This is a genomic window from Streptomyces sp. NPDC001634 (assembly GCF_040298185.1).
In the GTDB taxonomy this organism is placed as follows: domain Bacteria; phylum Actinomycetota; class Actinomycetes; order Streptomycetales; family Streptomycetaceae; genus Streptomyces.
In genome coordinates, this window is the sequence record NZ_JBEOZU010000016.1 from 13,278 (window position 1) to 33,965 (window position 20,688).

Sequence of the window (20,688 nt, forward strand, 5' to 3'; positions counted from 1 at the left end):
CACCGGCCGACGGCGGACCCACAGCAGCACGACTTGCACGACTGCACGAAGGGGAAGCCATGACAGCGACGACCGACGGAAGCACCGGGGCCCTGCCGCCCCGCGCCGACTCGGCCAGCGAAACAGACGCACCGCTCCCGCAGGCGGCCGGGACGGGCGGCACTCGAGAGGCCGCCGAACGCGCGATGCAGCGCGCGACAGACTTCCTGCTCTCGCGGCAGGACGCCCAGGGCTGGTGGAAGGGCGACCTCGAGACGAACGTCACGATGGACGCCGAGGATCTGCTGCTCCGTCAGTTCCTGGGGATCCGGGACGAGAAGACCACCCGCGCCGCCGCCCTGTTCATCCGTGGCGAGCAGCGTGACGACGGCACCTGGGCCACCTTCTACGGCGGACCCGGCGAACTGTCCGCCACCATCGAGGCGTATGTCGCCCTGCGCCTGGCCGGCGACGCGCCGGACGAGCCCCATATGGCGAAGGCCTCCGCATGGATCCGCGAGCGTGGCGGTATCGCCGCCGCCCGCGTCTTCACCCGGATCTGGCTCGCCCTCTTCGGCTGGTGGAAGTGGGAGGACCTGCCGGAACTACCTCCGGAGCTCATCTACTTCCCCAAGTGGATGCCGCTGAACATCTACGACTTCGGGTGCTGGGCACGGCAGACCATCGTGCCGCTCACCATCGTCTCCGCGAAGCGCCCGGTGCGGCCCGCGCCGTTCCCGCTCGACGAACTGCACACCGACGCGAAAAACCCCAGCCCGGCCAAGGAGCCCGCCCCGGTGGCCAGTTGGGACGGCGTCTTCCAGCGGCTGGACAAGGCGCTGCACCAGTTCCGCAAGGTCGCCCCGCGCCGGCTGCGCAGAGCGGCCATGAACACCGCGGCCCGCTGGATCATCGAGCGGCAGGAGAACGACGGCTGCTGGGGCGGGATCCAGCCGCCCGCGGTGTACTCGGTCATCGCCCTGCACCTGCTCGGCTACGACCTCCAGCACCCCGTGATGCGCGAGGGCATCGCCTCACTGGACCGTTTCGCCGTGTGGCGCGAGGACGGCGCCCGCATGATCGAGGCCTGTCAGTCCCCGGTGTGGGACACCTGCCTCGCCACCATCGCGCTCGCCGACGCGGGCGTGCCGGCCGACCACCCGCAGTTGGTGAAGGCGGCCGACTGGATGATCGGCGAGCAGATCGTCCGGCCCGGCGACTGGTCGGTACGCAGGCCCGGGCTGCCCCCGGGCGGCTGGGCGTTCGAGTTCCACAACGACAACTACCCCGACATCGACGACACCGCCGAAGTGGTCCTCGCGCTGCGCCGCGTCAAGCATCACGACCGGGACCGGGTCGAGGCCGCGATCGGGCGCGGGGTGCGCTGGAACCTCGGCATGCAGTCGAAGGACGGTGCGTGGGGCGCCTTCGACGTCGACAACACCAGCCCGTTCCCCAACCGGCTGCCCTTCTGCGACTTCGGTGAGGTCATCGATCCGCCGTCCGCCGACGTCACCGCGCACGTCGTCGAAATGCTCGCGATCGAGGGACTCTCCCACGACCCGCGCACCCGCCGCGGCATCGAGTGGCTGCTGGCCGAACAGGAGCCGGACGGCTCGTGGTTCGGGCGCTGGGGCGTCAACTACGTCTACGGAACCGGCTCGGTGGTGCCTGCCCTGGTGGCCGCCGGAATCCCCGGCGCGCATCCGGCGATCCGCCGGGCGGTCGCCTGGCTGGACAGCGTGCAGAACGACGACGGCGGCTGGGGCGAGGACCTGCGCTCCTACAAGTACGTCGAGGAGTGGAGCGGCCGGGGTGCCTCCACCGCCTCACAGACGGCATGGGCGCTGCTCGCGCTGCTGGCCGCGGGGGAGGGCGAGAGCAAGGCCGTGGAGCGCGGCATCGAGTTCCTCGCCCAGACCCAGCACGAGGACGGCTCCTGGGACGAGCCGTACTTCACCGGCACCGGCTTCCCCTGGGACTTCTCCATCAACTACCACCTCTACCGGCAGGTCTTCCCGCTCACCGCGCTCGGCCGCTTTGTCCACGGCGAGCCGTTCGCCGAGGCCAAGGGGAGCTGATGAGCCAGAAGCCCGGCCCGGCCCCGCTGCTGATCGCCTGCGCGCTCGGCATCGAGAGCCTCGCCCTGCGCAGCGGCCACCACACGGGCGCCGACGGGCACGTCACCGTACTCCGTACGGGTATGGGACCCCGGGCGGCCGAACGCTCGGTCACCCGGGCGCTCGCCGACCCGGCCCTCGAAGACGCCGCCGTGCTCGCCACGGGCTTCTGCGCGGGACTGGCGCCCGGGATGCACCCCGGCGACCTGGTCGTCGCCGAGGAGGCCCGGGACCCGCGGGGCACCACCCCGTGCGTGGGCACAGAGCTGCTTGTGAAGGAACTCGTGCGGACCGTCCCGGGGCGCACCGTACACACCGGACCGCTCACCGGCTCGGACCACGTCGTCCGCGGTCAGGAAAGGTCGCATCTGCTCGCGACCGGCGCGATCGCGGTCGACATGGAGTCCGCGGCCACGTTGTACAGCGCCGTGCGCACGGGCGCGCGCCCGGTTGCGGCCGTCCGGGTGGTCGTGGACGCTCCAGAACATGAGCTCGTCCGTATCGGCACGTTGCGCGGTGGAATATCGGCTTTCCGTGTTCTTCGTGCTGTCCTTCCCGCTTTCTATGAATGGCACCGTTCCTTGCTGCTCCCTCGGAGGTGAGCCAGATGGCCATGCCGCTTCGTCAAACCATCAAGGTCGCTACCTACCTGTTTGAACAGAAACTCAAGAAGCGGGACAAGTTCGCACTGCTGGTCGAGTTGGAGCCGCTCTTCGCCTGCAACCTCAAGTGCGAGGGCTGCGGCAAGATCCAGCATCCGGCAGGCGTGCTCAAGCAGCGCATGCCCGTCGCCCAAGCCGTGGGAGCGGTGCTTGAGTCCGGTGCGCCGATGGTGTCCATCGCGGGCGGTGAGCCCCTGATGCACCCGCAGATCGACGAGATCGTACGGCAACTGGTGGCCAAGAAGAAGTTCGTCTTCCTGTGCACCAACGCACTGCTGATGCGCAAGAAGATGGACAAGTTCAAGCCCTCGCCCTACTTCGCCTGGGCGGTGCACATCGACGGGCTGCGTGAGCGGCACGACGCCTCGGTGGCCAAGGAGGGCACCTTCGACGAGGCGGTGGAGGCCATCAAGGAGGCCAAGCGGCGCGGCTTCCGGGTCACCACCAACTCCACCTTCTTCAACACGGACACCCCGCAGACCGTCGTCGAGGTGCTGAACTACCTCAACGACGATCTGAAGGTCGACGAGATGATGCTCTCGCCCGCCTACGCCTACGAGAAGGCCCCCGACCAGGAGCACTTCCTCGGCGTCCAGCAGACCCGCGAGCTCTTCAAAAAAGCCTTCGCGGGCGGCAACCGCAGGCGGTGGCGGCTCAACCAGAGCCCGCTGTTCCTGGACTTCCTGGAGGGCAAGGTCGACTTTCCGTGCACCGCGTGGGCGATCCCGAGCTACTCGCTCTTCGGCTGGCAGAAGCCCTGCTACCTGATGAGCGACGGGTACGTGGCCACGTACCGGCAACTGCTGGAGGAGACCGACTGGGACAAGTACGGCCGCGGCAAGGACCCCCGCTGCGCCAACTGCATGGCGCACTGCGGCTACGAGCCGACCGCCGTGCTGGCCACCATGGGCTCCCTGAAGGAGTCGCTGCGGGCCGCCCGCGAGACCATGACCAGCGGAAATGAGCGGTGACATCATGACCGCCGTCCCCTTGGGCGTCCCCGAGGTACCGGTCCGGCCGATCGCCGCGCGGCGCGCCGCGCGGCAGATCCACGTCGGACCGGTGGCCGTCGGGGGCGGGGCCCCGGTGTCGGTGCAGTCGATGACGACGACCCGTACGTCGGACATCGGCGCCACCTTGCAGCAGATCGCGGAGCTCACCGCGTCCGGCTGCCAGATCGTGCGCGTCGCCTGCCCCACGCAGGACGACGCGGACGCCCTCGCCACGATCGCCCGCAAGTCACAGATCCCGGTGATCGCGGACATCCACTTCCAGCCGAAGTACGTGTTCGCGGCGATCGAGGCGGGCTGCGCGGCCGTTCGGGTGAATCCCGGAAACATCAAACAGTTCGACGACAAGGTGAAGGAGATCGCGCGGGCGGCCAAGGACCACGGCACCCCGATCCGGATCGGGGTGAACGCCGGCTCGCTGGACAGGCGGCTCCTGCAGAAGTACGGCCGGGCGACGCCCGAGGCGCTCGTCGAGTCGGCCCTGTGGGAGGCGTCCCTCTTCGAGGAGCACGACTTCCGGGACATCAAGATCTCGGTGAAGCACAACGACCCGGTCGTGATGGTCAACGCCTACCGGCTCCTGGCCGAGCAGTGCGACTATCCGCTGCACCTGGGTGTCACGGAGGCCGGTCCGGCCTTCCAGGGCACGATCAAGTCGGCGGTCGCCTTCGGAGCGCTGCTCGGTGAGGGCATCGGCGACACCATCCGGGTGTCGCTGTCGGCCCCGCCCGCCGAGGAGGTCAAGGTCGGAATCCAGATCCTGGAGTCCCTGGGACTTCGGCAGCGGCGCCTGGAGATCGTCTCGTGCCCGTCGTGCGGGCGCGCCCAGGTCGATGTGTACAAGCTGGCCGACGAGGTCACGGCGGGCCTGGAGGGCATGCAGGTGCCGCTGCGGGTCGCGGTCATGGGCTGTGTGGTCAACGGTCCGGGGGAGGCGCGGGAGGCGGATCTGGGGGTCGCCTCCGGCAACGGCAAGGGCCAGATCTTCGTCAAGGGTGAGGTCATCAAGACCGTGCCCGAGTCGAAGATCGTGGAGACCCTCATCGAGGAGGCGATGAAGATCGCCGAGCGGATGGAGAAGGACGGCGTCGGGTCCGGCACCCCGACCGTCACCACGCCGGGAGCATCTGACGTCACCGTCGGTTGAACCGGCTTACCAGCGAGTGAGCCGAAGGAGCGCGACGGTGTCGAGAAGGTGAGCGCGCGCAGGCCCGACGAAGGAGGGCTGAGCACGGTCGCCTTCTCGGCACCGGCTGTGGCGCTCCGGAGGCGAACCGAGCGCTTGAAAAGAGGGGAGGCCCGAGCGTGACCATTCTGGAGAACATCCGGGGACCACGCGACCTGAAGGCGCTGTCCGAGGCAGAGCTCAGTCGACTGGCCGAGGAGATCAGGGAGTTCCTGGTCCAGGCGGTCGCCAGGACCGGCGGTCACCTGGGGCCCAATCTGGGGGTGGTGGAACTCTCCATCGCGCTCCACCGGGCCTTCGAGTCACCGGTCGACCGCATCCTGTGGGACACCGGCCACCAGAGCTATGTGCACAAGCTGCTGACGGGACGTCAGGATTTCTCCAAGCTGCGCGGCAAGGGGGGCCTGTCCGGCTATCCGTCGCGTGAGGAGTCCGAGCACGACATTATTGAGAACAGCCACGCCTCCACCGCGCTCGGCTGGGCCGACGGGCTCGCCAAGGCCCGCCAGGTGCAGGGGGAGAAGGGCCATGTCGTCGCGGTCATCGGCGACGGCGCGCTGACCGGTGGCATGGCGTGGGAGGCGCTCAACAACATCGCCGCCGCCAAGGACCGCCCGCTGATCATCGTCGTCAACGACAACGAACGCTCGTACGCGCCGACCATCGGCGGCCTCGCCAACCACCTCGCCACGCTGCGCACGACCGACAGCTACGAGAAGGTCCTGGCCTGGGGCAAGGACGTGCTGCAGCGCACGCCCGTCATCGGCAACACCGTCTACGAGGCCCTGCACGGCGCGAAGAAGGGCTTCAAGGACGCCTTCGCGCCGCAGGGACTGTTCGAGGACCTGGGTCTGAAGTACGTCGGCCCGATCGACGGACACGACGTCCGGGCCGTCGAGTCGGCGCTGCGCCGTGCGAAACGCTTCCACGGCCCGGTGCTGATCCACTGCCTCACCGAGAAGGGCCGCGGCTACGAGCCCGCGCTCGCCCATGAGGAGGACCACTTCCACACCGTCGGCGTCATGGACCCGCTGACCTGCGAGCCCCTCGCACCCTCCAACGGCCGGTCCTGGACCTCGGTGTTCGGCGACGAGATCGTGCAGATCGGTGAGGAGCGCGAGGACGTCGTGGCGATCACGGCGGCCATGCTGCACCCGGTGGGCCTGACCAAGTTCGCGGAGCGGTTCCCCGACCGGGTGTGGGACGTCGGGATAGCCGAGCAGCACGCGGCGGTGTCCGCGGCGGGCCTGGCGACCGGCGGACTGCACCCCGTCGTCGCGGTCTACGCGACCTTCCTCAACCGCGCCTTCGACCAGCTCCTCATGGACGTCGCCCTGCACCGCTGCGGGGTCACGTTCGTCCTGGACCGGGCCGGAGTCACGGGCGTGGACGGACCGTCGCACAACGGCATGTGGGACATGTCGATCCTGCAGGTCGTACCGGGCCTCAGGATCGCCGCGCCGCGCGACGCCGACCAGCTGCGGGCGCAGCTGAGGGAGGCGGTCGCGGTCGACGACGCGCCCACCCTGATCCGCTTCCCGAAGGAGTCGGTCGGCCCGGCGGTCCCGGCGGTGGACCGGTTGGGGGGCATGGACGTGCTGCACCGCGCGGACCGGCCCGAGGTGCTCCTGGTCGCCGTGGGGGTCATGGCGCCCGTCTGCCTGCAGGCCGCCGAGCTGCTTCAGGCCCGCGGCATTGGCTGCACGGTCGTCGACCCGCGCTGGGTCAAGCCCGTCGACCCGTCGCTGCCGGGCCTGGCCGCCGAGCACCGGCTCGTCGCGGTCGTCGAGGACAACAGCCGCTCGGCCGGCATCGGCTCCGCTGTCCAGCTGGCGCTTGCCGACGCCGACATCGACGTACCCGTACGGCGGTTCGGGATCCCGGAGCAGTTCCTCGCGCACGCCAAGCGCGGCGAGGTGCTCGCGGACATCGGCCTCACGCCCGTCGAGATCGCGGGGCGGATCAGCGCCTCCCTGACCGCCAAGGAAGAGCTGTCCAAGGAGAAGCAGGAATGACCACCCCTTCCGGGAACCAGGAGAACGGGGCGTTCGACCTCGGCAGGCTCCTGGCCGAGCGTGGGGCCGAGCGCTACGAGCTGCATGCCAAGTACCTCAACCACCAGCTCCCGCGCATGCTCCACACCATCGGCTTCGACAAGACCTACGAGCGCGCCGAGGGCGCCCACTTCTGGGACGCGGACGGCAACGACTACCTGGACATGCTCGCCGGGTTCGGGGTGATGGGCCTGGGCCGCCACCACCCCGTGGTCCGCAAGGCGCTGCACGACGTCCTGGACGCACAGCTCGCCGACCTCACCCGCTTCGACTGCCAGCCGCTGCCCGGGCTGCTGGCGGAGAAGCTGCTGACCCACAGCCCGCACCTGGAGCGGGTGTTCTTCGGCAACAGCGGGACGGAGGCGGTCGAGACCGCGCTGAAGTTCGCCCGGTACGCCACGGGAAAGCCGCGGATCCTGTACTGCGAGCACGCCTTCCACGGGCTGACCACCGGCTCGCTGTCCGTGAACGGCGAACGCGGCTTCCGCGACGGTTTCGCGCCGCTGCTGCCCGACACGGCGGTCCCGCTCGGCGATCTCGACGCCCTCGCCCGGGAACTCAGGAAGGGAGACGTGGCCGCCCTCGTCGTCGAGCCGATCCAGGGCAAGGGCGTCCACGAGGCACCGCCCGGCTATCTGCTCGCCGCCCAGGAGCTGCTGCACAGGCACAAGGCGCTGCTGATCGCGGACGAGGTGCAGACCGGCCTCGGCCGGACCGGGGACTTCTACGCCCACCAGCACGAGAGCGGCGTCGAGCCGGACCTGGTGTGCGTGGCGAAGGCGCTCTCCGGCGGCTACGTACCGGTCGGCGCCACCCTCGGCAAGGACTGGATCTTCAAGAAGGTCTACTCGTCCATGGACCGGGTGCTCGTGCACTCGGCGAGCTTCGGGTCGAACGCGCAGGCGATGGCGGCCGGGCTCGCCGTCCTGTCCGTCATGGAGAACGAGCAGATCGTCGCGAACGCCCGTGCGGTCGGCGAGCAGCTGAAGTCCCGCCTTGCGGCGCTCACCGCCACATACGAACTGCTCAGCGACGTACGGGGCCGGGGCCTGATGATCGGCATCGAGTTCGGCCGGCCCAGCTCCCTGAAGCTGCGCAGCCGCTGGACCATGCTCCAGGCGGCCCGCAAGGGCCTGTTCGCACAGATGGTCGTCGTTCCGCTGCTGCAACGGCACCGGATCCTCACCCAGGTCTCCGGCGACCACTTGGAGGTGATCAAGCTGATCCCGCCGCTGATCATCGACGAGCGGGACGTCGACCGGTTCGTCGAGGCCTTCACCGCGGTCATGGACGACGCCCACAGCGGCAGCGGTCTGATGTGGGACTTCAGCAAGACACTGATCAAGCAGGCGGTGGCGAACCGGTAGCCACAGCCGGACTCCGGGCAGGCTTTGCCTCTTAGGCAAGAAATTTGCCGATGAGGCAAAGCTCCGGCTGAATGGAGAGCATGAGCTCTCCCGACGAGACCGACACCGGGCCGACCGAGGACCTGCCCCTTGTCGCGCCGCAGCTGCGTGCGCTGCGCCGCCGTGCCTCGCTCACCCTGGAGGCCGCGGCCCGTGCCGCCGGGCTCTCGCCCGCGCACCTCTCCCGGCTGGAGACCGGGCAGCGCCAGCCTTCGCTGCCGATGCTGTTGGCACTCGCCCGTATCTACGGTACGACCGTCTCCGAGCTGCTCGGCGAGACGGTCGCCGACCGGGACGCGGTGGTGCGCGCCCCCGACATGGAGCCGACCCGGGCGGGCGGCTGGACCTACTGGCAGGCCGGAGCGCCGGGCCGCGGCATGCAGGCCCTGCGCGTCCACGTTCCGTACGGCACACAGGGTGACATCGTCCGCGTCCACCCCGGCGAGGAATGGCTCTACGTCCTCACGGGGCGGCTGCGGCTGCGCCTCGGTGACACCACGCACGTCCTCTCGCCCGGCGACAGCGCGCACTTCGACTCGCTGACCCCGCACCGCCTCGCTGCCGCCGACCACGACGGCACCGAGCTGCTGTTCGTCCACACCCTGCTGCAGAGCCCGACCGCCGCGCTCTGCCTCGGCCCCACCCCTGGAGAAATGCCATGACCGAGCAGCCGGAGACCCGCCCCGAGCGCAGGTCGATGGAGGAGAAGTTCCCCCGCGCCCTGTGGATCCGCCTGATCATCTACATCGCGGCCGGCCACCTCTTCGCCGCCTTCATCTTCCTGCTGTTCCAGGTGGGCGCGAAGTAGGGGGAGGCCGTCCCGCAGCCGCGTACGGGAGTGCTCAGTCCAGCAGCCGCTCGCGCAGCCGCTCCCGCATCTCCGGCGTGACCCGGAGCCCCTTCTCCAGGTAGGCGTCGACGCCGCCCCAGGTGTCCTCGACGGTCTCGATCGCCGCCGCCAGGTACTCGGCGCGCGCGTCGAAGAGTGGGCTGAGCAGCTCCATCACCTCGGGGGAGTAGGCGTCGGCCGACGAGCCGTTGCGGTGCACCTTGTAGCGACGGTGCTTGGCGTTCGACTCCAGGTAGTCGGCGACGATCGCGTCCCGTTCGACCCCGACGGCCAGGAGCGTCACCGCGATCGACAGACCCGCGCGGTCCTTGCCCGCCGCGCAGTGCATCAGCGCCGGCACACTGTCCTTCACCAGCGCGTGCAGCACGTGGGAGTGCTCGGCCGTGCGTTCCCTGATGATCGTCCGGTACGAGGTGATCATGCGGTTCGCGGCCTTGCCGTCCGCGAGCAGCACCCGCAGCTGTTCCAGATCGCCGTCGCGGACCATCTTCCAGAACTCGGCGCCGTCCGCCGGGTCGGTCAGCGGCAGATTGACATTCCGCACGCCCGGCAGATCGACGTCCGGCCCCTCCAGCTTTTTGTCCGCCGCGTTGCGGAAGTCGAAGATCGTGTGCAGGCCGAGGCCTGTGAGGAACGCCGCGTCCTGCTCCGTCGCGTGCGCGAGGTGGCCGCTGCGGAAGAGCACTCCGTGCCGTACACGCCGCCCGTCCACAGTCGGCAGACCGCCCACGTCTCGGAAGTTGCGTACTCCGGTCAGTCCGGGCTCGGTAGACGGGACCTGCTGCGTCACGAGGGCTCCTCCCATCCGTCCGCCGGCGCTCCTCGTCGACGGGCCGCGCTTCGACGATACGACATCGGTTCATCAGGCAATCATCCAAGACCGAACGCAAGGCTGAACCCGAGAGGAAGACGTTGCCCACGAGGCACCTCACCCCCGATGATGTTGCTGCCTGATCGCACCTGTTCGGAACTGTGGGGGCCCCATGTTGGAAATCGGCACTGACCGTCGTACATGGCTGCTGTCGGGGCCCACGAGCAGTTATGCCCTCCGGCTCACCGACGGCGACGAGCTGCTGCATCTGCACTGGGGCCCACGGATCGCACTCGCCGACGCCGAGGCACTCGCCGCTCTGCCCGCACCCCGGTACCGGCCGTTCGAGTCCCAGCTCGACGGCCGTGAGGAATACCCGGTCGAAGGCGGCCCCCGCTTTGTGCGCCCCGCCCTGTCCGTCCGTACCGAAGAGCGCCGCGGCACCGAGTGGGCCTTCGAGGCCTACGAGGCCGACGGCGAGGAACTGCGGCTGCGGTTCACCGACTCCGGGCTCCGGATCACCCTCCACTACCGGATGCGCGGCGACGTCGTCGAGCGCTGGGTGACCCTCGCCAACGACGGCCCCGTCCCCGTCGAGCTGCTGCGCGCCGACTCCGCGACCTGGACCCTGCCCGAGCGCGACGACTGGCGGCTCTCGCAGCTGCACGGCCGCTGGGCGGCCGAGTCCCGGCTCGTACGGTCCGGCCTCACCTACGGCGAGAAGGTCATCGGCAGCCGCCGCGGCCACACCGGGCACCAGCACCTGCCCTGGGTCGCGCTCGACACGGACGCGACCGAGGAGCGCGGCGAGGTCTACGGCTGTGCGCTCGCCTGGTCGGGCAGCTGGCGGATCGCCGTGGCCCAGCTTCCGGACGCGCGCGTGCAGATCACCGGCGGCGCCGGATACGACGACTCGGGTCTGCTGCGCCTGGCGACGGGGGAGACGTACACCACCCCCGTCTTCGCGGGACTGTGGAGCGACGGCGGCCACGGCGGCGCGAGCCGCGCCTGGCACGCGTACCAGCGGGCGTACGTCATCCCGGACGCCGACCGGGACCGGCCCGTGCTCTACAACTCCTGGGAGGCCACCGAGTTCGACATCTCCGCGGAGCAGCAGGAGGCGCTCGCTCGGCGGGCGGCCGCGATCGGTGTCGAGCTGTTCGTGGTCGACGACGGCTGGTTCGGCGCCCGCACCAGCGACCACTCCGGGCTCGGCGACTGGCGGCCCAACCCCGACCGCTTCCCGTCCGGCCTCAAGCCGCTCGCGGACTACGTACACGCCCTCGGGATGCAGTTCGGCATCTGGGTCGAGCCCGAGATGGTCAACCCGGACAGCGACCTCTACCGTGCGCACCCCGACTGGGTGCAGTACCAGCCGGGGCGGAAGCGGACCGAGTTCCGCAATCAGCTCGTACTGAACCTCGCGCGCGAGGACGTCCAGGAGTACCTCTGGGAGCAGCTCGACGGGCTGCTCTCCAGCGCCCCGATCGACTATGTGAAGTGGGACTTCAACCGCTGCTTCACCGACGCCGGCTGGCCCGGCGAGCCGTATCCGCAGCGGCTCTGGGTGGACCATGTCCGCGCCCTGTACGCCCTGTTGGACCGGCTGCGGGGCGCACACCCCGGTGTCGCCTTCGAGTCCTGCTCGGGCGGCGGCGGGCGCGTCGACCTCGGCGTCATGAGCCGTACGGACGAGGTGTGGACCTCCGACAACACCGACCCGCTCGACCGGCTTGCCATCCAGCACGGCTTCAGCCAGATCCATCCGGCCCGGGTGATGTCCGCATGGGTGACCGACAGCCCGAACGCGCAGCTCAACGGGCGCGTCAGCTCGCTGCGTTTCCGGTTCGTGAGCTCCATGGCCGGAGTGCTCGGCGTCGGCGGCGACCTCACGCGGTGGAGCGAGGAGGAGTTGGCCGAGGCAGGGGACTGGATCGGCCTCTACAAGGAGATCCGTCCCGTCGTCCAGCGCGGCGACCTGTACCGGCTGCGGCCCCCGTCGGGCGGGCTGAGTGCGGTCCAGTACGTCCTCGGGGACGAGACGGTCGTCCTCGCCTGGCTCCAGGCGCAGCAATACGGCGAGCCCGTCGCCCGGTTGCGGCTGAGCGGCCTCGACCCGGCAGCAACGTACGAATGCCGCGAAACGGGCGAAGTCCACCGCGGCGCAGTGCTGTTGCACCACGGGCTGGACGCAGGACTGCGGGGCGACTTCGACGCGACGGTTATCCGGCTACGCCGCATGTGAACCTTCTGTCTGAATTGTTGTCTTCATTGGAGCGTCCTCACCTGACGAAGGAGCCGCCTCGCATGACGACCACGCGCAGAGCGTTCGGAGCCCTCGCCGCCGGTGCCGCCCTGGCCGGCTGATCGCCCATGACGACTTCCGGCACGGGCTCGGCCTGTGGGCCACCGAACTGCAGGACGGCGGCACGGTCACCGCCGCCGACGGGGTCCTCGGCATCGACGTACCGAGCGGTGCGACGGTCTGGTTCAGGCAGCGGCTGGAGGGCCCGTACGTCCTGGAGTGCACGGCCACCCCCGTCTCCGCGGGCGGGGCCGACGACAGGGTCTCCGACCTCAACAACTTCTGGAACGCCGTCGACGTACGCTCCCCGGACGACCTCTTCGCCGTCCGGCGGGGCGGTGCGCTCGCCGAGTACGACTACCTCAAGACGTACTACGCCGGATACGGCGCCAACTCGAACACCACGACGCGGCTGCGCAGGTATGTCGGTGAGCCGGGCGTACGGCCGCTGATCTACGACTACTCCGAGCCGCTGCTCGTCGCGAACGAACCCAACCGGGTCCGGATCGTCTCGGACGGCTCCACGGTCCGTTGGTGGAACAACGGACGGCTTGTCTTCGACTATGTGGACCCGGAGCCGTACACCGGCGGGCACTTCGCCTTCCGGACCGTCTGGACCCACTTCCGGATCACCGGGTTCCGAGTATGGCGGCTCCCTCAACGCCCCTGACCAGAGGCTTATTCCGAACAGGTCAAGATTCGACGAGTGGTTTATCTCACCGTCCGTCAACCCCTTCCTACGGTCGCGTAGCTCACATCCAAAGGTGAATCATGGGCCGACGTGGCAGACGATTCGAAGAGTGACACAAGATCAGTGATCGGGTCGTACGTGGCGGTGGGGGACAGCTTCACCGAGGGCGTCGGCGACCCCGGCCCCGACGGGCAGTTCGTCGGCTGGGCCGACCGGTTCGCGGTGCTCCTCGCCGACCGGCGGCCCGAGGGCGACTTCGAGTACACAAACCTTGCCGTGCGCGGCAAACTGCTCGACCAGATCGTCGAGGACCAGCTTCCGAGGGCCGTTGAACTCGCCCCGGACCTGGTCTCCTTCTGTGCGGGCGGCAACGACATCATCCGACCCGGCACCGACCCGGACGAGGTCGCCGAACGCTTCGAGCGCGCCGTCGCCGAGCTGACCTCCGCCGTCGGCGCGGTCATGGTGACCACCGGCTTCGACACCCGTGGTGTGCCCGTGCTCAAGCATCTGCGCGGCAAGATCGCCACGTACAACGGGCACGTCCGGGCGATCGCCGACCGTTACGGCTGCCCGGTCCTCGACCTGTGGTCGCTGAAAACGGTCCAGGACCGGCGCGCCTGGGACGACGACCGGCTCCACCTGTCGCCCGAGGGACATACCCGGGTCGCCCTGCGGGCAGGCCAGGTGCTCGGCATCGAGGTGCCTGCCGACCCGGACCAGCCGTGGCCGCCGCTGCCGCCGCGCGGCACGCTCGAAGTGCGGCGCGACGACATTCACTGGGCGCGGGAGTACCTGGTGCCGTGGATCGGCCGGAGGCTGCGCGGGGAGTCCTCGGGAGATCGTGTCGTGGCGAAGGGCACGTTGTCGCCGGACGACATCAAGATGCGGATCACCCAGGCGGTCTGACGCGGGGCCGTCGCGTCGGGGAGGGGGCGGGTGCGTGGCTTCGTGGGGGTGCGCTGTACGAGGGGGCGCGCGCGGAGGGGGGTTTCGCCCCCGCCGTCCCTACCCGTCCCATCCCCAGGGGTTCCGCCCCTTCAACCCCGCCAGGGGCTCCGCCCCTGAACCCGGGCGGGGACTGCGTCCCCTGCACCCCTGCCGGGGCTGGGGGCGGCAGCCCCCAGCAGGGGGCGAAGGGGACGGAGTCCCCTGGCCTCAGCCCCGCGCCACCGTCAGCGCCGCCCGCTCCAGGCCCAGTTCGTGCGCAAGTGCCTCGTCCACCCACTCCCGCGCTCGCGCCCGCGACACCGTGCCCTCGTACGCCGTCATCTGCACCGCGAGACCGTCGAGCAGCGCGGTCAGCCGCAGCGCGGTGCCCGCCGGGTCGGGACAGTGGAACTCGCCCGCCGCGACCCCCTCCGCGATCACCTCGGTGAGCGCGGCCTTCCACTGCCGGTCCAGGTCCCGCGCGACCTCCCGCAGCGCGGGCTCGCGCAGTGCCGCGGCCCAGCCCTCGATCCACAGCCGCCAGCCCTTGGCCTGCCCGGTCGGCGCGTACCAGCGCACCGCGCTGCGCAACCGGCGCAGCGCCGCCGTACGGCGGCCGAGCAGTTTGCGAAGATGCGCGAGATCGTCCTCGGCGGCGAATGCGAACGCCTCCGCGACCAGCTTCTCCTTGGTCGAGAAGTGGTACAGCACCAGCGCGTTGCTCACCCCGAGCGCCGAGGCCACATCAGCGATCCGCACCGCCGCCACGCCTCGCGACTCGATCTGCTCGACGGCGGCCCGCAGCAGCTCCTCACGCCGCTGGGCCACGCTCAACCGCACCCTCGTCACCCGGCAACCCTACGTCACCGGTACCACCCGAACCGCTCCGCGATCACCGGCAGCCGGTCGGCCGCGAGCGCGTGCGCGGCGGCCCGCGGACTCGTCCCGTCGGCCTCCGCGCGGTCCAGCATCCGGCCCACCAGGTCCCGCATCGAACGCCGTGTCCAGGCGAACGCCTCGTCCGCGTCGGCCCCGATGTCGCCGAACAGCGTCCACCACCACCAGGCGTTCGTCCCGGAGTTCACCACCACGTCCGGCAGTACGGTCACCCCGCGTGCGGCAAGCAGAGCCTCCGCCGCGGGCAGCACCGGCATATTGGCCGCCTCGACGATCCACCGCGCGCGGATCCGCGCCTGGTTCGCCGTGTCCACCGCGTACGAGACCGCTGCCGGCACCAGCACCTCGGCCTCGGCCGACAGCCAGGCGTCGCCCGGCAGTTCGCGGTCGGCGGGGCGCAGCACGGAGCGGTCCACCGTCCCATAGGGGTCACGCGCCGCGAGCAGCGCCTCGACGTCGAGTCCGTCCGGGTTGGCGATCGTGCCCTTGACATCGGCGACGGCGACGACCGCCAGCCCCGCGCGCTCCAGGAAACGCGCCGTGGCCCCGCCCATGGTCCCGAACCCCTGGACGGCCACCCGGGTTCCTGCGTACGGAACACCGGCCCGGTCCAGGGAGGTCAGCACCGACTCGGCGACCCCGCACCCGCCGACGAGTGCGTCGAGCCCGATCCCGTTCAGCTCGACCGCGAACGCGTCCGCGAGCCGCTTGCGGGCCGCCGCCTCGTCGTCGAGGAGCGGATAGACGGCCTGGATCGACGACACCAGCCCGGCCTCGGCGGCCGCCCGGTCCACCAGGTCCTGGGTGAGCCCCAGGTCCTCGCCGGTGGTCCAGAAGCTCTCGATGTACGGCCTCATGGCGCGCAGATAGCGCACGAGGACGTCGTAGGCCTCCGGTGCCCGGGGATCGCAGTCGATGCCGCCCTTGGCGCCGCCCAGGGGGACGTATCTCCCCTCGGGGTTGTAGTGCAGTGCCTCCTTCATGGTCATGCCGCGGGCCAGTCCGGCGACCTCCTCCAGCGTGCAGCCCGGCCGCATCCGCAGACCGCCGCTGGCGACACCCCTCACGAGACGGTCGACGACGAGGAAGCCCTGTCGGCCGGTGAGGTGGTCGTTCCAGACGAGCGTCATGAGGGGAGCGTCCCGATCGGTGGTCATGCGCCCACTGTACTGAACGGCCATTCAGTTGCGTTCGCCCGCCCCTCGGCGGCCGGGACGTCCCCTCCGACGCCCGCCGCCGTCTACCGGGCCCGTTCGGAGGAGGCCGTACTGCGTCGTGCCGCGGGTGGCACGTCGCAGGAGTCCTTGAAGCCCTGACTCGTCAGGCCGAGCGCCGAGTTGATGCGTGAGCGCAGGTTCTCCACCGCCACCATCGCCGTCAGCTCCACGAAGGCGGGCTCGCCCAGCCGGCCGAGGAGGCGGGCGGCGAGATCGTCGTCGACGGTGGGCGGGGTCGCCGTCATCGCCTCGGCGTACTCCATCACATCGCGCTCCAGTGGCGTGTACACGTCGCTGTCGCGCCACCGCGGCACATCGACCAATTTCTCGCGGGCCATGCCGCGCTCGCGGCTGACCCAGTAGCCGAAGTCCATGCACCAGGAACAGCCGATCGACGCGGCCGTCGCCATCTCGGCCAGTGCTTTCAGGTCCGGGTCGAGCCTGTTCCACTTCGCCACCGACTGCTCGAAGCGCAGATCGGCCCAGAGCACGCGCGGATGGTGGGCGAGCGCCCTGCCGGGGTCGAGGACCTTGCCGTACGCCCGTTTCGAATACCACTCCATGATGCGGAAGAAGAGCGTGCGTCGCGGGGTTAGGGAGACACGGGCCATGGGGCACCTCCGGTGCGTCGTTCCCGGGCGCTCCGTTGTGGGCGCCCGTATGGGTACGACGGACCGGCACCCCTCGGATGTGACATCCGGGCCCGTACGTCGCGCTGTGTGCCGGGGACATCGCGCCGTGACAGGGCAGACCCGGCACTGTCAGAGGGGCCGACCATAATGGAAGGCCTCACCAACTCCACTGGAGGTCCCGTGTCCGGTTCCCGTTCCCTGAGCTCCGGGCTCCGCGGGCTGCAGCCCGCCGCCTTCGGCGCGGATCCGAGTGGGGAGCGCCTGGCGCGCATCCGCCGATCGCCGAATTTCGCGGACGGCGCCTTTGTGAACCCCGAGGGCACCCGGACCCGCCCGTCCGGCAACTCCGCGCTGGAGTTGGCGAAGGTTTTCTTCAACAAGGAGTCGCGCGTCCTCCGCGCCCCGACCGGCACGGTCCCGGTGCACCCGACGACGTACGCCGACCTGGCCAAGCCCCCGGCGAGCGGGCTGCGACTGACCTGGCTGGGGCACTCCAGTGTGCTCGCCGAGATCGACGGGCACCGGGTGCTCTTCGACCCGGTCTGGGGCGAGCGCTGTTCCCCCTTCGGCTTCGCCGGCCCCAAGCGGCTGCACCCGGTGCCCCTGCCGCTGGCCGCGCTCGGCCCGGTCGATGTCGTGGTCATCTCCCACGACCACTACGACCACCTCGATTTTCCCACCATCAAGGCCCTGGCCGGCACGGACACGGTCTTCGCGATACCGCTCGGCGTCGGCGCCCATCTGGAGCACTGGGGCGTTTCGGCGGACCGGTTGCGCGAGCTGGACTGGCACGAGTCGACGAAGGTCGGCGGCATCACTCTGACTGCCACGCCCGCCCGGCACTTCTGCGGGCGCGGTCTGCGCAACGGTCAGCACACGCTGTGGGCCTCCTGGGCCGTGGCCGGTGACGAGCACCGGATCTACCACAGCGGTGACACCGGTTATTTCGAGGGCTTCAAGGACATCGGCGCCGAGCACGGTCCGTTCGACGCCACGATGATCCAGATCGGTGCCTACTCCGAGTTCTGGCCGGACATCCACATGACCCCCGAGGAGGGCATGCGCGCCCACCTCGACCTCCAGGGCGGCCAGCCGCACGGGGTGCTGCTGCCGATCCACTGGGGCACCTTCAACCTCGCTCCGCATCCCTGGGCCGAGCCGGGGGAGTGGACGGCTGCGGCAGCCGCTGCGGTCGGACAGGCGGTCGCCCTGCCCATTCCCGGGCAACCCTTCGAGCCTGCTGGCGACCTTCCTACGCACCCCTGGTGGCGGGATGTGTCCCCGCCGCTGCACCGCAAGTGGCCCGTTCCGGAGATCACCCCGGTGGCGTCTCGTGACGACCTCGACCTTGTGGGCGAGGGCTGACCGTGAACGAACCCAAGCGTGTGACGGGAGTCCGCCCTTAAGGCCGACCTGCACGAGCAACCCGATTCCCACCCACACCAGCCCCGTGACCGGCAACTTCAAGATGAAACGGGCTCCGTGTCCGGACGTGTACGGAGGCGTCCGCCGGACTCAGCGGTTGAACGTCAAGCGCGGTTCCGCGTTGCGGGCCAGTGCGTGGGCCTGGTCGGGCCACCAGGCGCCGGCGGGCGGGTCGACGATGCCGTACTCGGGGTCGATCGTGCCGCCGGTGTTGCGCGTGCAGCTGCCGTCGGATTCACCGGGGGTCTTTATCCACAGGTAGGCGTCGACGAGCGGGACGCCGGTGTCGGCGGTGGGGCGTGGGCCGAGGCCGCGGCCGGGCGCGTTGCACCAGCTCTCAGGGTCCCCGCTGTACTTGCCCGGTGCCGGGGTCCAGGCGCCCCGACCGTTGCGGCTGGTGTCGATCACGAAGTGATGCAGCTCGCCGGCCGGCGGGGTGCCCACGTTCTGGTCGAACCAGGCGTCCGTCCACCGCCAGGTGCTCGGATCCGCGGGAGAGACGGCGTTGCCGGGGGCGCCGTCGTTGGGGGCGGCGGACGAGTAGTACTGGCTGGCGCACCAGTCGGTGTGGCCGCGTGCCTGCTCGGGTCCCTTGGTGGCGAACCATATGCACTTGGCGATCCAGGTGCCGTATCTGGCGTTGTGGTCGGTGGGGTGGTTGTTGGACACGTTCAGGGCGAAGCCGTCGCCGTACTGCACCCCGGCATCCTGCAGTCGCTGGGCGATGTCGCCGACAGCCCGCCACTGCACGTTGCCGGCATCCAGGTAGACCGCGGTGCGGGGCCGGGCCTTCAGGGTCTTCACGGCGTACGCGAGGTCGGCGATGCGGGCGGCCGTGAGTTCGCCGGTCGGGTCGGTAGTGGGCCCGCAGTCCCTGGGGAGGTTGGCCAGCCCGTCGGGTTCGACGACGACCACCGCCTTTGCGTCGCCGATGCCGGCGGCGAAGGCGTCGATCCACTGGCGGTAGGCGGCGGAGGATGCGGCTCCGCCGCTGGAGTACTGCGAACAGTCCCGGCCGGGTATGTCGTAAGCGACCAGGACGGGGGTCCGGTCGACGGCCCGGGCCCGGCGGACAAGCCTGTTCACCTTGATGCGCACCTCGTCGGGCGTGCCCTCGGTGAACCACTCGGCCTGCGGCCAGCTCGCCAGTCGGGCCATGTTCGTGCCGTTCTCGATGTCCCCGTTCCTGAAGTCGACGAGGGCCTGTCTGGCGGCCTTGCTGTGCGGGTCCACGTAGAACTTCGTGGCCGGGGTGATCATGTCCTGCGCGGGTGTGGCCTGCGCCTGTGTCGCGGTGAGGGCGGCGCAGGCGGTGAGCGCCGCGATGACGGCGGCCGCGCGGCGCCGTAGGCTGCGTGGTCTCATGGCTGCTCCTGGGGGTGGATGGATGGGGGAGCGTCTGCCACCGAGGCGGATTTCGACCGCCTGTGCGGAAGTCGGTGAGCGGTGGACCGGCCGGGCTGCGGCGGGCGGTGCCCGTGGCCCGGTCGCGGGAAACGGATGTACCGGGCCACGGCGGTCCGGGATCAGTAACCGTAGATCATCTTGTAGGCGACCTCGGGGAGGAACTGTCCGGCCGAGGAGCCGGCTCCGACGCCGCAGTTGCCATCGGACTCGCCCGGGGTCTTGATCCACAGGAGCATCTCGGCGCCTCCGCCCTTCTGGGTGGGGGTGCCGATGCGGCGGCCTGAGGGGTTGCACCACTGGCCGTTGGAGCCGTTGCCGTTGCGGCTGGTGTCCACGACGAAAGGCTTGGTATAGCCGTAGCGGGCGCCCAGTTCGCTGTTGACGGCGTTACCGTAGGCGATGTTCTCGGCCGTGGTGTAGTAGTTGGAGATGTTGAGCGAGAAGCCGTGGGCCCGTCGCAGGCCGACTTCGTTCAGGCGCTGGGCCATGGTCGCCGGGTTCGCCCAGCCCGGGTTGCCGGCGTCCAAATAGACCCAGGTGTTGGGCGCCTGGCCGTTGAACTGTGTGAGGGCGCCGGTGATCATGCCTTCGCGTTCGTCGATCTGAGCCTGGGTCATGCAGCCGTAGTCCGCGAGGGAGTCCGGTTCCAGGAGGACGAGGGCCGGGCGGTTGGCGATACCGCCGGCGAACTGGGCGATCCAGCTCGCGTAGGCGGACGGCGAGGCGGCTCCGCCGGCGGAGTGTCCGCCGCAGTAGTCGCGCTTGTAGATGTTGTACGCGACGAGGATGGGCAGCCTGTCCTGACGGTCCGCCGCGCCCACGTAGGCACCCGTGGCGGTGCCGATGGTGCCGCTCCAGGAGCCGAACCAGTGGGCCATCGGGGTGTTGGCGATGGAGGCGTTGATCGCGGACGCCCGGCCGTCGCCGGGGTTGGCGGCGACCCACCGCTTCACGCTGGAGTCGGGGTCCACGTAGAACCCATTGGTCATGGTCGTCGGGTCGGCCGCGTGAGCGGACGGTGCGACGGCGAGCGCCAGCGGCAGAGCGGAGAACGCTGCCACGAGGACGCGGAGTCTGCGGCGCATGACTGTACCTCGGTTTCCTGG

At 70.1% G+C, this 20,688-nt stretch carries 17 protein-coding genes and 1 pseudogene; 12 read left to right on the plus strand and 6 right to left on the minus strand.

What is annotated here, in order from left to right; translation table 11 throughout:
• The first annotated feature begins 59 nt into the window (after positions 1-59).
• From shc to ABT186_RS12900, 8 genes are all read left to right on the plus strand, one after another.
• Positions 60-2,060, plus strand: coding sequence for a squalene--hopene cyclase (gene shc / locus ABT186_RS12865; RefSeq protein WP_351224668.1), 2,001 nt, complete (start codon positions 60-62; stop codon positions 2,058-2,060).
• Positions 2,060-2,701 (plus strand): phosphorylase family protein, encoded by a 642-nt coding sequence (locus tag ABT186_RS12870; RefSeq protein ID WP_351224666.1) that lies wholly within the window; start codon positions 2,060-2,062, stop codon positions 2,699-2,701. Before shc ends, ABT186_RS12870 begins: the two co-directional genes overlap by 1 nt.
• 5 nt (positions 2,702-2,706) lie before the next feature.
• Complete coding sequence (hpnH, locus tag ABT186_RS12875) at positions 2,707-3,732, plus strand: adenosyl-hopene transferase HpnH (RefSeq protein ID WP_351224664.1); 1,026 nt, start codon at positions 2,707-2,709, stop codon at positions 3,730-3,732.
• Between the two features lie 4 nt (positions 3,733-3,736).
• The gene (ispG, locus tag ABT186_RS12880; RefSeq protein ID WP_351224662.1) at positions 3,737-4,918 is read left to right on the plus strand and encodes a flavodoxin-dependent (E)-4-hydroxy-3-methylbut-2-enyl-diphosphate synthase; all 1,182 of its coding nucleotides are present in this window, start codon (positions 3,737-3,739) and stop codon (positions 4,916-4,918) included.
• A gap of 158 nt (positions 4,919-5,076) precedes the next feature.
• The gene (dxs, locus tag ABT186_RS12885; protein ID WP_351924992.1) at positions 5,077-6,972 is read left to right on the plus strand and encodes a 1-deoxy-D-xylulose-5-phosphate synthase; all 1,896 of its coding nucleotides are present in this window, start codon (positions 5,077-5,079) and stop codon (positions 6,970-6,972) included.
• Positions 6,969-8,378, plus strand: coding sequence for an aspartate aminotransferase family protein (locus ABT186_RS12890; RefSeq protein ID WP_351224658.1), 1,410 nt, complete (start codon positions 6,969-6,971; stop codon positions 8,376-8,378). The genes dxs and ABT186_RS12890 overlap by 4 nt, the downstream gene beginning before the upstream one ends.
• A gap of 71 nt (positions 8,379-8,449) precedes the next feature.
• On the plus strand, positions 8,450-9,079 hold the full coding sequence (locus tag ABT186_RS12895; protein ID WP_502973193.1) for a helix-turn-helix domain-containing protein: 630 nt from the start codon (positions 8,450-8,452) through the stop codon (positions 9,077-9,079).
• A gap of 35 nt (positions 9,080-9,114) precedes the next feature.
• Entirely contained in the window at positions 9,115-9,225 is a 111-nt protein-coding gene (locus ABT186_RS12900; RefSeq protein WP_351224744.1) for a DUF6126 family protein, read from the plus strand.
• Positions 9,226-9,259: 34 nt separating this feature from the next.
• Here the strand turns inward: ABT186_RS12900 and ABT186_RS12905 are convergent, their stop codons facing one another.
• Complete coding sequence (locus ABT186_RS12905) at positions 9,260-10,057, minus strand: tyrosine-protein phosphatase (protein ID WP_351924994.1); 798 nt, start codon at positions 10,055-10,057, stop codon at positions 9,260-9,262.
• A 193-nt stretch (positions 10,058-10,250) separates the two neighbouring features.
• Here ABT186_RS12905 and ABT186_RS12910 point away from each other — a divergent pair, with 193 nt between their 5' ends.
• The 3 genes and pseudogenes from ABT186_RS12910 (at position 10,251) to ABT186_RS12920 (ending at position 13,983) form a co-directional block, all read left to right on the plus strand.
• Positions 10,251-12,323, plus strand: coding sequence for an alpha-galactosidase (locus tag ABT186_RS12910; RefSeq protein WP_351224652.1), 2,073 nt, complete (start codon positions 10,251-10,253; stop codon positions 12,321-12,323).
• Positions 12,324-12,385: 62 nt separating this feature from the next.
• Positions 12,386-13,053: pseudogene (locus ABT186_RS12915) on the plus strand (DUF6250 domain-containing protein).
• 144 nt (positions 13,054-13,197) lie between these two features.
• Complete coding sequence (locus tag ABT186_RS12920) at positions 13,198-13,983, plus strand: SGNH/GDSL hydrolase family protein (RefSeq protein WP_351224650.1); 786 nt, start codon at positions 13,198-13,200, stop codon at positions 13,981-13,983.
• A gap of 249 nt (positions 13,984-14,232) precedes the next feature.
• Here the strand turns inward: ABT186_RS12920 and ABT186_RS12925 are convergent, their stop codons facing one another.
• From ABT186_RS12925 to ABT186_RS12935, 3 genes are all read right to left on the minus strand, one after another.
• On the minus strand, positions 14,233-14,832 hold the full coding sequence (locus ABT186_RS12925) for a TetR/AcrR family transcriptional regulator (protein WP_351222334.1): 600 nt from the start codon (positions 14,830-14,832) through the stop codon (positions 14,233-14,235).
• Positions 14,833-14,867: 35 nt separating this feature from the next.
• Positions 14,868-16,058, minus strand: coding sequence for a Glu/Leu/Phe/Val dehydrogenase dimerization domain-containing protein (locus ABT186_RS12930; RefSeq protein ID WP_351924996.1), 1,191 nt, complete (start codon positions 16,056-16,058; stop codon positions 14,868-14,870).
• An 83-nt stretch (positions 16,059-16,141) separates the two neighbouring features.
• Positions 16,142-16,729: a carboxymuconolactone decarboxylase family protein gene (locus ABT186_RS12935; protein WP_351222338.1), complete on the minus strand. Its 588-nt coding sequence runs from the start codon at positions 16,727-16,729 to the stop codon at positions 16,142-16,144.
• 201 nt (positions 16,730-16,930) lie between these two features.
• Between ABT186_RS12935 and ABT186_RS12940 the strand changes: the two genes are divergently transcribed.
• On the plus strand, positions 16,931-18,115 hold the full coding sequence (locus ABT186_RS12940) for an MBL fold metallo-hydrolase (RefSeq protein WP_351925000.1): 1,185 nt from the start codon (positions 16,931-16,933) through the stop codon (positions 18,113-18,115).
• A gap of 150 nt (positions 18,116-18,265) precedes the next feature.
• On the opposite strand, the gene ABT186_RS12945 is transcribed toward ABT186_RS12940, so the two are convergent.
• Complete coding sequence (locus tag ABT186_RS12945) at positions 18,266-19,540, minus strand: glycoside hydrolase family 6 protein (RefSeq protein WP_351222342.1); 1,275 nt, start codon at positions 19,538-19,540, stop codon at positions 18,266-18,268.
• A 161-nt stretch (positions 19,541-19,701) separates the two neighbouring features.
• A complete protein-coding gene (locus ABT186_RS12950; protein WP_351222344.1) occupies positions 19,702-20,667 on the minus strand; it encodes a glycoside hydrolase family 6 protein in 966 nt (321 codons plus the stop codon).
• Between the last annotated feature and the right edge of the window lie 21 nt (positions 20,668-20,688).

What these genes read in the sequence shown, in the direction of transcription:
- shc (WP_351224668.1), top strand. Translation starts at nt 60, where the DNA reads ATGACAGCGACGACCGACGGAAGCACCGGGGCCCTGCCGCCCCGCGCC.
- ABT186_RS12870 (WP_351224666.1), top strand. Translation starts at nt 2,060, where the DNA reads ATGAGCCAGAAGCCCGGCCCGGCCCCGCTGCTGATCGCCTGCGCGCTC.
- hpnH (WP_351224664.1), top strand. Translation starts at nt 2,707, where the DNA reads ATGGCCATGCCGCTTCGTCAAACCATCAAGGTCGCTACCTACCTGTTT.
- ispG (WP_351224662.1), top strand. Translation starts at nt 3,737, where the DNA reads ATGACCGCCGTCCCCTTGGGCGTCCCCGAGGTACCGGTCCGGCCGATC.
- ABT186_RS12890 (WP_351224658.1), top strand. Translation starts at nt 6,969, where the DNA reads ATGACCACCCCTTCCGGGAACCAGGAGAACGGGGCGTTCGACCTCGGC.
- ABT186_RS12895 (WP_502973193.1), top strand. Translation starts at nt 8,450, where the DNA reads ATGGAGAGCATGAGCTCTCCCGACGAGACCGACACCGGGCCGACCGAG.
- ABT186_RS12900 (WP_351224744.1), top strand. Translation starts at nt 9,115, where the DNA reads ATGGAGGAGAAGTTCCCCCGCGCCCTGTGGATCCGCCTGATCATCTAC.
- ABT186_RS12910 (WP_351224652.1), top strand. Translation starts at nt 10,251, where the DNA reads ATGTTGGAAATCGGCACTGACCGTCGTACATGGCTGCTGTCGGGGCCC.
- ABT186_RS12930 (WP_351924996.1), bottom strand. Translation starts at nt 16,058, where the DNA reads ATGACCACCGATCGGGACGCTCCCCTCATGACGCTCGTCTGGAACGAC.
- ABT186_RS12935 (WP_351222338.1), bottom strand. Translation starts at nt 16,729, where the DNA reads ATGGCCCGTGTCTCCCTAACCCCGCGACGCACGCTCTTCTTCCGCATC.
- ABT186_RS12945 (WP_351222342.1), bottom strand. Translation starts at nt 19,540, where the DNA reads ATGAGACCACGCAGCCTACGGCGCCGCGCGGCCGCCGTCATCGCGGCG.
- ABT186_RS12950 (WP_351222344.1), bottom strand. Translation starts at nt 20,667, where the DNA reads ATGCGCCGCAGACTCCGCGTCCTCGTGGCAGCGTTCTCCGCTCTGCCG.